Origin of the sequence: Herminiimonas aquatilis, from assembly GCF_042665175.1 — a bacterium.
In the GTDB taxonomy this organism is placed as follows: Bacteria; Pseudomonadota; Gammaproteobacteria; order Burkholderiales; family Burkholderiaceae_D; genus Oxalicibacterium; species Oxalicibacterium aquatilis.
Genome location: NZ_JBHTCC010000004.1, coordinates 73129 through 88653, shown reverse-complemented (window position 1 = coordinate 88653; position 15525 = coordinate 73129). Strand labels below are relative to the sequence as shown.

General features: G+C 50.9%; 16 protein-coding genes. All 16 read left to right on the top strand.

Annotation, left to right across the window (positions count from 1 at the left end; translation table 11 throughout):
* Nucleotides 1-377 precede the first annotated feature (377 nt).
* On the top strand, nt 378-2630 hold the full coding sequence (locus tag ACFQO0_RS15070) for a putative bifunctional diguanylate cyclase/phosphodiesterase (protein WP_382236198.1): 2253 nt from the start codon (nt 378-380) through the stop codon (nt 2628-2630).
* An 11-nt stretch (nt 2631-2641) separates the two neighbouring features.
* Nucleotides 2642-3520 carry a phosphate/phosphite/phosphonate ABC transporter substrate-binding protein gene (locus tag ACFQO0_RS15065; RefSeq protein ID WP_382236196.1) on the top strand — a complete coding sequence of 293 codons (879 nt, stop codon included), beginning with the start codon at nt 2642-2644 and terminating at the stop codon, nt 3518-3520.
* Nucleotides 3521-3719: 199 nt separating this feature from the next.
* On the top strand, nt 3720-3998 hold the full coding sequence (locus ACFQO0_RS15060; RefSeq protein WP_382236193.1) for a hypothetical protein: 279 nt from the start codon (nt 3720-3722) through the stop codon (nt 3996-3998).
* A gap of 260 nt (nt 3999-4258) precedes the next feature.
* The gene (locus ACFQO0_RS15055; protein WP_382236190.1) at nt 4259-4873 is read left to right on the top strand and encodes a hypothetical protein; all 615 of its coding nucleotides are present in this window, start codon (nt 4259-4261) and stop codon (nt 4871-4873) included.
* Between the two features lie 575 nt (nt 4874-5448).
* Nucleotides 5449-5697, top strand: a complete 249-nt coding sequence (locus tag ACFQO0_RS15050; RefSeq protein ID WP_382236187.1) for a hypothetical protein — start codon at nt 5449-5451, stop codon at nt 5695-5697.
* Between the two features lie 94 nt (nt 5698-5791).
* A complete protein-coding gene (locus ACFQO0_RS15045) occupies nt 5792-6019 on the top strand; it encodes a hypothetical protein (RefSeq protein ID WP_382236184.1) in 228 nt (75 codons plus the stop codon).
* A gap of 57 nt (nt 6020-6076) precedes the next feature.
* Nucleotides 6077-6310 carry a hypothetical protein gene (locus ACFQO0_RS15040; RefSeq protein WP_382236181.1) on the top strand — a complete coding sequence of 78 codons (234 nt, stop codon included), beginning with the start codon at nt 6077-6079 and terminating at the stop codon, nt 6308-6310.
* Nucleotides 6311-6505: 195 nt separating this feature from the next.
* Nucleotides 6506-7864, top strand: coding sequence for an MgtC/SapB family protein (locus tag ACFQO0_RS15035; RefSeq protein WP_382236178.1), 1359 nt, complete (start codon nt 6506-6508; stop codon nt 7862-7864).
* A gap of 362 nt (nt 7865-8226) precedes the next feature.
* Nucleotides 8227-8808: a type IV pilus modification protein PilV gene (gene pilV, locus ACFQO0_RS15030; RefSeq protein ID WP_382236175.1), complete on the top strand. Its 582-nt coding sequence runs from the start codon at nt 8227-8229 to the stop codon at nt 8806-8808.
* Nucleotides 8809-8873: 65 nt separating this feature from the next.
* Nucleotides 8874-9806, top strand: coding sequence for a PilW family protein (locus ACFQO0_RS15025; protein WP_382236172.1), 933 nt, complete (start codon nt 8874-8876; stop codon nt 9804-9806).
* A 38-nt stretch (nt 9807-9844) separates the two neighbouring features.
* The gene (locus ACFQO0_RS15020) at nt 9845-10429 is read left to right on the top strand and encodes a pilus assembly PilX family protein (protein ID WP_382236169.1); all 585 of its coding nucleotides are present in this window, start codon (nt 9845-9847) and stop codon (nt 10427-10429) included.
* A gap of 62 nt (nt 10430-10491) precedes the next feature.
* A complete protein-coding gene (locus tag ACFQO0_RS15015; RefSeq protein WP_382236166.1) occupies nt 10492-12612 on the top strand; it encodes a pilus assembly protein in 2121 nt (706 codons plus the stop codon).
* An 8-nt stretch (nt 12613-12620) separates the two neighbouring features.
* Nucleotides 12621-13067 (top strand): type IV pilin protein, encoded by a 447-nt coding sequence (locus tag ACFQO0_RS15010; protein WP_382236163.1) that lies wholly within the window; start codon nt 12621-12623, stop codon nt 13065-13067.
* A gap of 4 nt (nt 13068-13071) precedes the next feature.
* Nucleotides 13072-13635 carry a GspH/FimT family pseudopilin gene (locus ACFQO0_RS15005; RefSeq protein ID WP_382236160.1) on the top strand — a complete coding sequence of 188 codons (564 nt, stop codon included), beginning with the start codon at nt 13072-13074 and terminating at the stop codon, nt 13633-13635.
* 54 nt (nt 13636-13689) lie between these two features.
* Nucleotides 13690-14781, top strand: a complete 1092-nt coding sequence (gene ribD / locus ACFQO0_RS15000; protein ID WP_382236157.1) for a bifunctional diaminohydroxyphosphoribosylaminopyrimidine deaminase/5-amino-6-(5-phosphoribosylamino)uracil reductase RibD — start codon at nt 13690-13692, stop codon at nt 14779-14781.
* Between the two features lie 39 nt (nt 14782-14820).
* Complete coding sequence (locus ACFQO0_RS14995) at nt 14821-15435, top strand: riboflavin synthase (protein WP_382236154.1); 615 nt, start codon at nt 14821-14823, stop codon at nt 15433-15435.
* Nucleotides 15436-15525: the final 90 nt, after the last annotated feature.

The window sequence follows — 15525 nt, the reverse complement described above, 5'->3', positions numbered from 1 at the left end:
AGCAATAGCCAATAACCCGCCTCAAGCCAAGTGCTGACGCGGGTTTTTGTTTTTGCGATTGACTAGTGTTCCTTTGCTCCTGACAAAATAAGTAGGATATCCCGGATATATTTTATAAGCCTTATAAGCCGTCTACCGATATCCCTCATTTACTTTACTGACAGTGTTTCCTGTAGCGCGAAGTCCAAAGATATTGCCTGTCATCAAATGGAAATCTTTATTCGCTATTATTCCAGCATCGCGCTTTGCGTCCAGGACGCTTATTTTTATAAAGTGTCATTTTGCAATCTGTCCTCCAATTCCTGAAAAAACATACCAGCACTGTTTACCTGACTGAGAAAGGCCTAGTCGTCGGCACCATTTTTTTGGCGCTGGCCATGCTGACTATCATTTGGTGGGGAACATGGACGCGCGTAGCGCACGAGAAGGCAATCACGGTTGATAACTCGATTGCCGATAGCAAGAATATTGCTGCGATTGTTGCCAGTAATCTGAATGAAGTACTTGGACGCGCCACGCGTTACTCACAAATCGCACGTTCCATGATGGAGGGCGACTCCTCTGCCGCACTGCAGCTGAATCCGACACGTGATGGCGAACGTGCCTATTTAAGAATTGCTGTATTTGATCAAAAAGGCAATTTGATTGAATCGTCTGCCAATCGCCGCTCTGAGCCAGAACTTTTGCAACTGGTCTCGATGGCAAGGTCAGATCAGTTTGGGACACTCCAGGATAATCAATTAATAGTTGGCAAACCTGCGCGCGATGATCGTTTGGCATGGCGCGTGCCGATTCTTATTCCTTTCACTTCTTCCCTTCAGGGACGAGGATTTTTTACTGCAGTGATTGACCTTGGGTACTTTTTGCAATTGTACAAAGACGTCAAACTCGGTGATGCAGGACGCATTGAAGTGTTTACGCAAGATGGCTATCAACTCGCAGAATTGAATGGCGCAATGCTGTCTGGCGGCGTCGATTTCAGCACATCTGATTTTGGCAAGTCCCTAAGACATGCTGAAGACGGTGTGATCAATACCAAACGACTTGGAATGCCGCTGGAGGACATCGGCGTGTTACGTCGATTACAGAGCTATCCACTTTTTGTGGTCGTCACGCATGATCAAGATTATCTGATGAGCCGACTGGCGGATCGTCATCATGATTATCTGTGGCGCGCGATCGCTGTGTCGATTGCGCTGGTGCTTCTTCTCTGCGGTTTGTTGATGGTCGCCACTAGGCAGCGTCGCTTGTATAACGTGCTGACTGCTTCCGAACAGGAAAAGCGCAATCTGATCAGTCAATTGGAGCAGGAGAAGACGCGTGCGCTGTTGCAAGCATCGCATGACTATTTAACGGGCGTTCCTAATCGCAGACTTTTCTACGAGATCGCAGCAACCGAAATATCGCGCGCCAAGCGGAGTCGCAAACTGTATGCGCTATTTTTTCTCGACCTCGATAAGTTCAAGTTGATCAATGACACCTTGGGTCATGCTGTCGGTGATTTGCTGCTTCAAGGCGTAGCGCGACGTTTACGTGAATCGTTGCGCGAATATGATCTGCTGGCGCGTCTTGGCGGTGATGAATTTGTAATACTGATATCCGAGATGGCTTCAGAAGGCGATGTCGCCAGGCTTGCAGCAAAGCTGGTCGAGGTAGTACGTGCCCCATTTATTGATCTAGATGGCAATGATGTCGAGGTTAGTCCAAGTATCGGTATTGCGCTCTACCCAAGAGACGGGCAAAACGTGGAGACGTTGCTGACACATGCCGATTTTGCTATGTATAGCGCCAAGTCGGCTGGTGCGGCGACGTATCGATTCTTTGATACCTCATTGAATGCATCTTCAGCACGTGAGACAGAGTTGTTAGGGCGTTTTAAGCGCGCAATCAGGGATGACGAATTTTGCCTGCATTACCAACCTCGCGTTGAGTTGCAGGAATTTACTGTGGTCGGACTGGAGGCGTTAATACGTTGGCAGCATCCAGAGCATGGTTTGATTTATCCCAATGACTTTATTTCGTTGGCCGAGAATAATGATTTGATCGTGCTCCTGGGACGTTGGGTGATTGATGCTGCTTGCCGACAGTTGGCAGCGTGGTGCGCGCAAGGGTTGCCAGTCGTGCCAGTGGCTATCAACGTTTCATCTCGGCAGCTTAAAGATGGGGCATTACTGGAAACCGTGATGACGACATTGGAGAAATATCAGATTTCGCCCGATTTACTGGAAATCGAGGTAACTGAAAGCTGCTTCATCGAAGACTTTGATACTGCGAATAAAGTCTTGGAGCAGTTGCAGAAGCGTGGTGTGAAGATTGCGCTCGACGACTATGGAACAGGGTTTTCTGGTCTGAAGAATTTGAAAAATTTGCCGATCTATGCGATCAAGATTGATCGTTCGTTTATTCGCGATATTCGCAATGACAATAGCGATGCGGTGATCGTTGCATCGACCATTTCGCTGGCACACAATCTGGGTTTGAAAGTAGTAGCAGAGGGCGTGGAAAGCAAAGAGCAACTTGTGCACCTGAAAACGGCCGGTTGTGATCAGGTGCAGGGTTTCTATTTTCAACGGCCGGTAGCGGCGTCGGAAATGGGCCGACTACTTCAACGAAGAAAGTTCAGGCCATGACAGGACTTGCCATGCTTAATGCACGTCGTTTTCTTCAGCCTTTATTTGTATCATTGACGTTGCTGATTTGTATTTCAATCGCGCAAGCGGCTGAATGCGAAAGACCGGCACGTCTGCAATTTTCACTAATCCCTCAAAGTGATGTGCCAACGGAGATCGCAGCACTACAACCCTTGTTCGAGGAGTTGCAACTTGCCATAGGGATGCCGGTCGATGTTGTGATGCCGTCTTCCTATGGTTCGGTAATTGAAGGATTGCTTGCAGGTACGGTCGATATGGCACGACTTGGGCCTGCTGCATATATTTCGGCGAAAAAGCAAGATGCCGGTATCACGCCGTTCGCAACCGTCGCACGAAAAAATGGGGCACAGACTGCCAGTGATACCTTTTATCATTCGGTCCTGATTGTCCGCAAAGACAGTCCCTATAAAACGATAGCATCGCTACGCGACAAGAAGCTGATATTAGTCGATCCTGACAGTACGTCTGGTGCGCTGATCCCACGCCATGTTTTTTCACGTCAGATCGGTGTGCCGCTGGAGAAATATTTCTCACAAGTGGTCTATAGCGGCGCGCATGATCAGTCCTTGTCGAATCTGATCAAAAATCGGGTCGATGCGGCATTCGTATCGAGTACCAACCTTGCCATTCAAGTGGAAGGGGGCAAGAGCAAAAATGAGGATTTCCGCACATTATGGACATCCAAACCAATACCGCGTAATCCCTTTGTTTTGCGTAGCCAGCTTTGCGCTGACCTGAAGCGAAAAATCATTACAGTTTTTTTGAGTCAGGGTGGCAACGCAAATAAAAATCTGATGCGCAGCTTGAACGTGACGCGTTTTGTGCCTGTCAGTGATAAAGACTATCAAATTCTGCGTGATTTGCCTTAAATTTTGAAAAGCTGTTTCGACGTTGCGGACAATGGAGAATGCATCACTTGCAGCAAATTAACTCTGTGAAAAAATCAACACGTATGCGATCGCTCCAAATACGGAGCTGACGGTTAGGCCTACATTTTAAAATTTCACGCATCGGTCATTTTGCCAAGTTCTGCTAGCATGTATTTTTATAGTTCACTCTGGAGGAATCATGCAAGCACCGACTGAATCGTATAAATCGCATTACGAAACCTATAAAGGCTGGGGTGTCTCTGTACAAATTTCAGCGCATTTGTCGCGCATAGATGCCGGTAGGGATGCGCCTGATTACATTCCGCGTGTCATTGTCACCGAACACGAAGGATTCAATTTCAAGGATAAGGAAGTTGCGGATGGTGGATCCTACCCAACGCCGAAACAGTGTATCGAACATGGGATTCGCTCTGCGCACGCCTACATAGATCGGCAAGACAAGCCTAGTAAGTCTTGATTTAACTTGTCGAGTAGATGCGGAAGTAGTTTGCATCCAGAATAGTTATGTTAAAAAAAGCCGCTTGCGAGCGGCGTTTTTGTTGCCCGCTGGCTCTTTGAATTGCTCTATTATTATTCTCAATACTGCGAGTGTCCCGCAAAGTTTTGGCACCCGGAGTGTAAATGACCTCCAAGTGTGTCAGCGAACATCCAGCATGTACAAGTTCAAGTAGTCTCTTTTCATGTCCGGCTTCAGAGGATATTCACAAAGGAATTGCCATGAGCAAAATGAGTGGTCAAAAAGCATCCCAGTTAGCGATCAACCTGATCGAAGAGCAATTGCAGGTTCTGCCAATATCGATCGCCATGATCTGGCAGTCTGCTGATGCGGGAAATGTTACCGAGGAAGTGCTGGCCGAAGTATTGCAAAGAAAGCCGCGCCTGCTTAAAACGGGTTCGGGCGGGAATATCGCAGCGTCTTATGCCGCAGTTGATCCGGAATGGAATTTTCGTGCATCAACGCAAGCCTTGCACGCAGACGCGTTGCAAAAAAATCGTTATTTGCGTGTGGTGATCAGCAATGTCTTGCTGACTGTCGGTGCATACTTTAAACAAAACAACATGGCCGCTATGCGGACGCCAGAAGTGCAATTTCTGGGACATGTTTACAACGCGATCCTCAACGAAAACACCTTCGATATCGAGCCTGGCTATTTGCCGATTGCAACCTTCGATGGCTTGATCATTGATGAAAGACTCAATGAAACACTATTGTTTGGGGACGGTGTCACGGAAGGATTTATGGAGTTCGGTGATGCGATTGCATTGCTGCAGTGGTTGTCCCGTTTTTTACGCGGGGAAAAGAATTTTGTTTCCGGCGGCGATGCTGGCTGAATTCTGAATCCATCAAACTGATCGACGATGCCTGTATCTTGCGGCATCGTGATCAATTTTCTGCGGTGCGATAAGCTGCTCAAAATAATTCATTCGTCACGCAAACTTGATAAATGCATTCCTATCTGGACAACGGAATTAAAACTTCTCCTGAAGCCATTTTGAAATTATTTGGATTCGTTGGGTCCGGTTCTATATATTCGGCCTCATCAGTGACATAGCACTCCGTACCCGGACGGGCATTCGTCGGGATTAACTTGATGACTGTGCAGGTAAATCCTGTGGACTGATTTTTGAATTGGCCGATCACGGATGTACTAGACATGATGCCTCTACGCTGACTTGTTTGAATGGTAGCGATTACATAGCAATGAATATGCAATGACAATCCCATAAACATGGGGGTCAATGATGTGCTGCAACTTTCTGAATGATTTGTCGACGGTAGCCGGGCTGCTGTTTCTGAAGATTGTTCTCATTATTGTAGTCGTCGTTGGAATTGCTATGCGAATTGCTATGCGTATACATCTATTTTTCGACCGTGCTAGGATGGGTTTGTACACGAGGAGCCAGCCATGCCATCCGAAAAAATGGGTACTTACGAAGTTGAATACACTGCGGTGCCCGCTGCAGATGGAAAAGGCTGGGTCGCGCACGTAGCCGTCTATGGTCACTCGACCAATCCCATGCACAGAAATTGTGTATTTCCTGATCAACGTGTTTCTCTAGAAACTGTATTCAATACCTGCGAAGAAGCAGAAGCCGGCGCGCGCAAAGCGGCTGTCGATATGCTGGATGCTCACGGTAGTCGTACGCACACTTGATGTGTTGCTGCGTAGCTAGGCTGAACTTTTTTCCTCTTCTGTTATCTCTTGTTAACACCGCCAAATAAATACGCCAAATAACAAGGAGATGGTCATGAGAGAGTTTTCTCCCAAACCGCCGCGCCATATGTTCAAGGCTTATGCAACCAGACTCGAAGACGGCACGTTCTCTGGTCATGTATCGCACTCTCTGGAGAGTGATCCCACCGCGGCAGAAAGAATTTATGACACTGGCATAGTGGGCACTGAACGTGAAGCCCTGGATGAGGCGCACGCTTTTATTGCGCGCTATGTTGCCGACCATCCAGAAGGGCGCGAGTAAAGTTGGATCTCGTGGCGATGCAGGGCAGGGTTTGATATGTTCAACAGGGAGACAGTCATGAGCAGAATACCTGATACGGTTTACCACGGTTATGAAATCTTTACCGTAATCTTGCCCATTGGCGATGGGCGCTGGTCGGCCACGAGCGAAATAGAGAGTAATGGCGCCGAGGGCATCGACATATCGCAAGGATTCGGCGGGCCGTGCGAGGGCAATACGATGGAGGAAGCAAGGGCGCTGGTACTGGTTGATACAAAACAGAAAATTGATGACTTGCTTGCCGAACCTTGAGCAAAAAAGATAAGCAGGATGACTTGCCAACCTATCGAAGCCGCAGAAATCAAACTCTGCGGCTTTTTTATTTTGGCAGATGTACTAGCTTGATTGCTTGCGCTTACATACTCCGCATATAAAACATACGTACTTTGAGCGGACAATCAGTGGCTAGTGGTTTATAGTTTCCAGCTAGACACTTGGCTTCTCATCATGACCGATCCGCATACCATCACTACCGTTGTTGAACCGCTGATTCAGGTCGGCATGTCTCTCCCTGAAATCAAATGGCCGTATCTCGTCAGTCTGACGCGTCTCAGCCTGGCGCTCGCATTAGGCTTGTTGATCGGGATGGAGCGCGAACGGCGCGGCAAGGAGGCAGGGCTGCGCACCTTTTCCCTGATCGCATTGCTGGGTGCAATGGGAGGCACACTAGGCGATAACTATGCGTATCTGATTTTATTGCTGACCGGCGTCCTTACGGTATTTCTGAATATTCAGCGCTTGCGTACCAACGATAGCAGTGAGCTGACCACGTCGGCTGCGATGCTGATTACCTGCGTCGCCGGCATTCTGTGCGGCAAAGGTCATACGGCGACACCGGCATCCATCATTGTGATAGTCACTGCGCTACTCGCGTGGAAAGACCGGCTGACTGGTTTCAGCCTCGGGCTGACAGAAAATGAAATGCGCTCAGCCTTGTTGCTGGCGATTCTTGCCATCGTCATTTATCCGGCGCTGCCTGTCGGCACTGTCGGCCCGTGGAATTTGATTGAACCGCGTGCAGCCTGGGTCACGGTGATCCTCATTGCCGGTATCGGCTTCGTCAACTATGTACTGTGGAAGATGTATGGCACGCGCGGCATCGTGATGGCGGGTTTCCTTGGCGGCCTGGTCAATAGTAGCGTGACCGTCAGCGAACTGGCTTCGCGCGCCAAGGACAATCAACGCGATACCGTCAGCGCAGCGTATCGCGGGATTTTGCTGGCGACCGCTGCGATGATCATTCGCAATGGCGCCTTGCTGCTGATTCTTGCACCTACCGCCGCATTGGCTGCAACGATTCCTTTCGTCTTGATGCTGGCTATTAACGCCGGCTGGTTTTTCTTTGATGCCAATTCAAGGCAAAAGCCGGTGGGCGATCCAGCCCATCCTGTCGATTTGCCGCTGCCATTTGCACTCGGAGCGGCACTGAAGTACGGTTTGCTCTTCCTGATTTTGCATATTGCCGGTGTGCTTGCGCAACAAAATTTGGGCGAAACCGGTTTCTATGCGGTCAGCCTGATTGGTGGTGTCGTATCGAGTGCGAGTGCGGTGGCGGCGGCGGCGAGTTTGGTGACCAGTGGCTCGGTACCTGCACATGTCGCCTCCACTGGCGCAGTGATTGCATCGCTGGCCAGTGTATTAATTAATCTGCCACTGGTCTTGCGCGCGCACAATCGCAAGCTGACCTTAAGATTGTCGATCGCCATGCTGTCTATCTCGATAGTCGGCATTGTCGGTGCTTTCCTTGCCAAGCCGGTGATGGTTTTGTTGCTGGAAGCCTTCCCCATGCTCTCGCAATTTGACTAGCGCTGCGTCATCAATATATGGATTTACGACTATGCAAATAATTAATCGGTCGTTGGTACCTGGTTAGCTGCGCGATATAGTTGCTGCTGTCTCCTCCAACTTCTCAAGAATTGGATTCAGCCCGCTTCCGCAAGGATGGCGGGCTTTTTTTTGAGCTGACTTCGTGTTTGTTGTATTAATTAAACGGCTCCCATATTGATGGGATACGAAAATCTTAAAAATATTGCAACAATCACCTCTGTTTAAAAATCATGGTTCGAATCGTGGTTCGCATGTAGTTGTTCTGACCTTGTATTCCTGATTCTTTATTTCTGATCCGGCATTTCAGATTTTGCATCAATCACATTGGCGGAAGGTACGGCATGAGATCAACCGAACAAGGCTTTTCCCTGATTGAAGTACTCGTCTCGGTGTTTGTCTTGACGGTTGGTGTCATCGGCGCCACCGGCATGCATTTGAACGCCTTGCGTACTGCGCAGCAGTCCGCCTATCAAACGAGCGCCTTGCATCTGGGATCCGATATCGCCGATTCCATGCGCGCCAATGTCAAGCAAATGCGTTTGGCAGACGATCTCAACCCCTATCTTCAGGTCGACTATCAATCATCGTCTACGTCCGCTCGTTCATCGGATGTCTCTTGCTATGGTGGACGGGGAGATTGCGATACGGAAGAGCTCGCCCGTTTTGATATTGAGCAGCTACTGCAGCGCATTGATTCGGATTTTCCTGGCGGCCGCGTGCGTATTTGTCGTGATGCCATGCCGTGGAATGCCAAAGCGCAAAGATTCGAATGGGACTGTGCCATGGCCTCGAGTGGGTTGGCGATTGTTCCTCTGGTGATCAAAATCGGTTGGCAGGAAAAAATGCTTCATGACCAGACATCGCAAAACGAGGCCATGGTTGCGCCCGGCATGGTGTTGACTGTTGCTGCCTATTCCAGATGAGTCATCGCAGCGGGTGTTATCGGACAAATACCGTGTGCAGCCAGTACGGATGGACGCTCACCGAAATGATGATCGCAATAACACTGGGACTCTTCGTCCTGTTGACCGCCATGGGACTGCTCTTGTCCGCCAAAATGGGTTATGTCATGCAAGATCAGAATGCGTATATTCATGAAACCGGTCGTTATGCGACCGAGGTAGTGTCACGTAGCGTGCGGCAAGCCGGCTACGAAAACTGGAATAGTGGAACCATACCCTTGCAAACAGCTGATAACTTCAGCGCGAACGTGATGGGCATGGATGCCATGACGTTGAAGAAGACGAGCGCCGGATTGGATGGCGCGACGGCCACGGATGTCGTCAATGGCAGCGACGTACTTGCATTGAGGTTCTATGGTGAGAGCACTGACGGGGAAGTAGGCGCAATCCTTAACTGTGCCGGTCTGTCCGTGGCGGCACCAGCTTCGGTTCAAACTGCCGAGCAGGAACGTGGCTGGAGTATTTTTTTTGTTGCCAAGGATAGCGCCGGCGAGCCCGAATTACGTTGCAAGTATCAGTCGAAAACGAGCTGGAACGCAGATGCAATTGCGCGAGGTGTCGAATCCTTTCAGGTTTTGTATGGCATTGATGCTGATGGTGACGGCCAGCCTGACCAGTTCCTGAACGCAGATGACATTGATGAACTCGACAATCATCTGCTGTTGGCTGGCGAGAACGCGATTGTCCGGGCAAGGGATAAAAATCGCAAAACCGCATGGAAGAAGGTGCGTACGATCAAATTCTCGCTGCTGGTACGCGGTTCGCAAAATGCGCGCGACGATACACTGGCGAACGAATATAACTTGTTCGGCAATGACTACAGTAATGCACATGGCTACAAGGATAAAGGTGTGCGTGTCAGGGAAGATGTTTTGCCGGAGGCGAGCAGAAATCGCATCCGGAAAATATTTACGCACACTATTCAACTGCGTAATGACGCAGCGGGCAACGGCGCATGAGCGTTAATGTTGCTGCGCGAAGGGCATACCAGTGCGGAATGACCCTGCTAGCCACGCTATTGATCCTGCTGGTCGTACTGATGCTTGGTATCGCTGCTGCACAGATTGCAATACAGGGTGAGAAATCATCGCGTAACGATAGGGATCGCCAAATTGCGTTTCAGGCGGCAGAGGCTGCCTTGCTCGACGCTGAAATGGATATCGAGAATTCGCCGGATGCCGGCAAATCGCGTAGCGGCCTTTTCTCCAGCACCAGCGCAATCGGCTTTCCTGCGACGACAGGTTCCGCTTGCGTTAATGGCGTACAGAATAAGTATCTCGGGCTATGTCCTCAGGCAGGGGTGGGCGCGCTGCCGATTTGGCAAGTCGTCAATTTTATGGATGATGCGGCGAACACGACCAGTTCGGTTCCTTACGGCAGATTTACCGGACAGGCTTTTTATATCGCCAACGGATCTCTTCCCGTCAAACTTCCGCGATATATCGTTGAGTTGATGCTTTATAAAATCCCGGGCGCGGCGACCGATGAACGAACCTACTTTTATCGTATTACTGCTGTCGGCTTTGGGGCGAAGGAGACGACACAGGTCGCGCTACAAACGGTTTATCGGAAAGCGCATTGATGGAAGCCATGCGCCTACATGCGCTTGTCGCCAGTTTATGCACGGGCCTGCTATTAGCGGTAATGCCTCCTTGTCGCGCGGCTGCAGTGCCGGAAGTCGCGCTGGATACTGATCCCTTCGTTAGCCTTCAGTGTCCGACACATTCTGTCGATAGTGAGCGTGTATCGGGTGCAACTACATCGGCGGCGCATATTTCCGCAGAAGGTGTGTCCTTGTATCAAGCGGCATTTAATCCCGTTACGTGGAGTGGAAGCCTGAAGAAATATCCTCTGGGATTTGACGGTGTTGAAGGCACGATCACAATCGCCTCCCAGGCGGAATGGGAGGCGGCCGACATATTGACAGGCACGACATCGGCAGTCGCAAAGCCTGCGCCCGAAGCACGGCATATTTATACATCAATGCTTGCGGAAAATCGCTCCCGGCTTACCATTCCATTTTTATGGAATGACTTATCAATCGCGCAGAAAGCCTTGCTAGATGCTTCTCCGGTCAATGGAGCAAGTGATCAACTTGGGGAAAAGCGATTGAATTATCTGCGTGGCGCGCGGCTCTACGAGCTCGGTAACAGCGGGGGTATTTTTCCAAAGCGGGATCGTATTTTGGGCGCCATCGTACATAGTCCGCCAGTATTTGTCGGGCCGCCCTCGACAAGTACGCAAGGCGCTGGCTATCCGGAGTTCCATGCGGCGAACAAAGGGCGGCGTGCCGCCGTCTATGTCGGTGCGCGGGATGGCATGCTGCATGCGTTTGACGCACTGAATGGCGAAGAGTTATTTGCCTATGTACCGCAAGCTTTATTCAAGCAATTAAGCAGCCTGACACGGCAGGGCAGTGCTTACCGTCCTTTCGTTGATGGCGTGATTGCAGTGGCCGAGGCGCGAGTCGGCAACGAATGGAAAACAGTACTGGCATCGGGTATGGGTGGCGGTGCGCAAGGCGTGTTCGCACTGGACGTCACACGCCCGGACCAGTTCGAAAAAGGTCTCGGCGCATTGTGGGAATTTACCGATAGTGACGATGCTGATATGGGATATGTAGTTGGTGCGCCGCTGATCGCCAGCTTCAAGGTCAAAGTCGTCAAAGGCGTATCCAGTTATCGGCACTTTGTTGTCGTTGCAGGCGGCTTGAATAGCTATCGCGATGATGGCACGGGAAAATTCAATCTTCAGGCATCTGGCGTCTTGTTCTTGCTGGCGCTGGATAAAGTCAAATCGGAACCCTGGAAGATCGGTTCCAATTATTTCAAGTTCAGCACTCCTGTCAGTGACAAGACAATCGCAAACGGCTTGGTGGCACCTGCACTGACGCTCGCCGACGATGGCGCGGTTAGCTATATCTATTCCGGCGACCTGCAGGGAAATGTTTGGCGCTTTGATTTCAACGGTAGCGCGCCGTGGGTAAGTGCGCTTGCCAGTTCGTCTCCGAAGCCGCTGTTCACCGCAATGGATGAACAGCAGAACCGGCAAGCAATTACGCAGAAAGTCCAGATTGCATATGGCCCCTACGGTGGTCATCTGCTCTTGTTTGGCACGGGGAAATTCATGGAAGCGGCAGACTTGCATGGTGCGGGTTTCAAGACGCAGACATTCTATGGCGTTCTGGATATGCTCGATGGCAAGGCGGTGACGAGGAATCAACTTGTCGAACGAAAGTTGGTTGCCACAGGTTCCGGTCCTGGCGCTTTGGAGATCAGCGGTAGCGAGCTGCAGTATGGCGCTCCCGGTAGTGGTGATAAAGGTTGGTACTTCGATTTCCTGGATGCGAACAAGACGGGCGAGCACAGTATCAGCAGCGCCCGTCTTAGCGATGGCAGCCTGTTCTTCAATACCCTGATACCGAATCCTGATCCTTGTCAAAAGCATGGTACCCGTTCATATGTCTTGAACGTCCTCACAGGTTTGCCTGCCTATGCGTATCTCACGGCCTATCCTGCAAACGCCAACATGGGAAATACACCGATAGTGATGGCGATCGTGCCGGAGAACCCGCCGCGCGAGGCCAGCGGGAAGCGTCGCCTCAAAAAGAAACTTGAGGTCGTTGATCCAGTCGTGAGTGATCAACCTGGCCAAAAGACGACCACGCCAGGCGTCCCTACCCAAACCGTCACCGTATCAGGCCGCCTGAGCTGGCGTGAGATCGTTAACTGGATTGAATTACGCACGTCTTCGACCAAAAAATAGGAGAAAGCATGTCGTGCAAATGCGTACGCGGCTTCACATTGATAGAACTGATGATCGTGCTGCTTATCCTCGGGATTCTGGCTGCGATTGCTATTCCGTCCTATCAGGAGTCGGTATCGAAGGCGAAGCGAACCGAAGGACGCGCTGCGCTGATGAAAACCATGCAGCAACAGGAACGCTATTACTCTTTACATACAACGTATCTGGCATTTTCTTCGGCATCCATCGATCCGAATGAAAAGAGATTCAGCTGGTATTCCGGAGAGAATGCGCAAACCAGTTTTTATGAAATCAGCGCGCAATCTTGTAAGGAAAAATCCCTGCGCGAATGCGTATTGTTGACAGCGCAGCCTGGCACTGACAAGGTCAATGCGCATTATCGTGATCCAAAATGCGGACAATTGACTTTGTCCAGCAGCGGTGAAAAAGCGGCAGCCGCCGATGGCTGCTGGTAGCACCATGCGCTGGCCCATTTCACCAGCCAGGCGCAGGATACTACTGCTCACTGCAGGATTTTCTATCGTCGAATTGATGGTGATATTGATGATCGCCGGTATCCTCATGGCGATTGCTGTTCCGAGCTTCCAGTCCATGATCCAGCGTCACCGATTGATCACCGCCACCAATGCCTTGTTCATGGCTGTCAATTTGACGCGTTCCGAAGCCATACATCGCGGGATACGAGTAGATATGATTCCCGCAGGCGATGGCTCACAATGGAGCAATGGCTGGATCATTTTCATCGACGAAGACAATGATCAACGGCCAGACACCAACGAAACGGTAATTTATTCGTATGGCGGACTGCACCGTGATCTGCGTATCACGCCCAGTTTCACCGATTCGAAAGTACAATATATCGCATTCAACGGGACTGGCCGGACGCGCACCAATGCGAACAGTCAGACTTCGCAATCCGGAAACTGGCTGCTAGAAGCGGGTACACAATCGCGCAAGGTTGTGATCAATTTTCTCGGCCGGCCGCGGGTATGCGATCCCGGCAAGGACGCATCTAGCTGTTAGCCCCTTGCATCGTGCCGATTGCGGTCGTAATTCATCATTCTGGAAAAGACTCTAGTGGAAATTCATAGCGACGTGCAAGGGATACGCCTTGCATTGGAACTGGCAGCCCAAGGCATGTTTACGACGACGCCGAATCCGCGCGTCGGTTGCGTCATCGTCAAGGAAAACAAGATCATCGGTACCGGTTACACGCAGCCGGTTGGTCATGCACACGCCGAGGTACAGGCTTTGAACGATGCGGCTGACAAGGGTTTCGACGTAGCGGGCTCCACTGTTTATGTCACGCTTGAGCCGTGCAGCCATCATGGTCGTACGCCGCCTTGTGCCGATGCGTTGATCAAGGCGCGCGTGGCGCGTGTGGTGGCTGCAGTTGCAGATCCGAATCCGCTGGTCGCGGGTCAAGGTCTGGCGCGGCTCGAGGCCGCAGGGATACAGGTGACATGCGGCGTGCTCGAAGACGAGGCGCGCGAACTGAATATCGGTTTTCTGTCGCGCATGCAGCACGGCAAACCTTGGGTACGGATGAAGAGCGCTGCCAGCCTGGATGGCATGACCGCGCTGCATAACGGCAGTAGTCAATGGATCACCGGCGATGCAGCGCGAGCGGACGGTCATTATTGGCGCGCGCGCGCATGCGCCATTTTGACCGGCATCGGTACAGTGATGGAAGATGATCCGCAGTTGACCGTACGCGCAATCGACACGCCGCGCCAGCCGCAACGCATCGTTATTGATAGCAAGCTGCAGATAAGTACGCATGCGCGCGTATTGAGCGGTGGCGGTACTTTGATCGTGGCGGCAGAAAACAATGCGGAGAAAGAAGAAATCCTGCGCGACCGCGGGAATGAAGTGGTCGTTTTGCCAAACGCCGACGGCAAGGTCGATTTGCAGGCGCTCATGCTGGAACTGGGACGCCGCCAGATCAACGAACTGCATGTAGAAGCCGGCTTCAAATTGAATGGTTCGCTGATACGCGAAGCTTGCGTAGACGAATTGCTGGTTTATCTGGCGCCGACTTTGCTGGGTGATGCACAAGGCATGTTCAATCTGCCGGTACTGGAATCACTGGAACAAAAGAAGAATCTGGTTTTTCATGAGGTCAAGCAGATCGGTGCCGATTTGCGTATCCTTGCTCGCTTCATCTGAATAATTTTTTCATTTAGCCCCTTTTACTTAGATACCGTCATGTTTACTGGAATTATCGCTGCCGTTGGAAAAATCACCGCCATCTCGCCACTAGGCGACGACGCTGCCGGACATCGGCTGACAGTTCATGCCGGCGGCTTGCCGCTGGCTGATGTTGCATTGGGTGACTCGATTACCTTGAACGGTGCATGCATGACCGTGGTGAGCAAAACGGATCAAGAGTTTGCGGTGGATGTGTCACGTGAAAGCTTGAATTGCACATCGGGTCTGGATGCCATCGGCGAAGTTAATCTGGAAAAGGCGGTCACGCTGTCAGAGCGTCTGGGTGGTCATCTGGTATCGGGGCATGTTGACGGCTTGGGTGTTGTCAGTAAATTCGAACCTGTCGGCGAGTCATGGTTGCTGGCGGTGCAAGCACCAAAAGCGCTGGCAAAATATATCGCAGTCAAAGGTTCTATCGTCATTAATGGCGTGTCGTTGACGGTAAATACCGTTGATGACTTAAAGGATACGTGTGAATTTTCCGTGAACCTGATCCCGCACACAGTTCAGGTTACTACGCTTAAGAATTTGAAAGCCGGCAGCAAGGTCAATCTCGAGATAGACCTGATCGCGCGCTATGTGGAAAGAATGCTGACAGCGGCGGCAGAATAATTTTTCAGAAAATCATGCATCAAGACGTGCCGCATGGATGGCAGTGATCTTGTAACAAAAGTGACGCGGAGGTATCTTGTTTGCCGATCA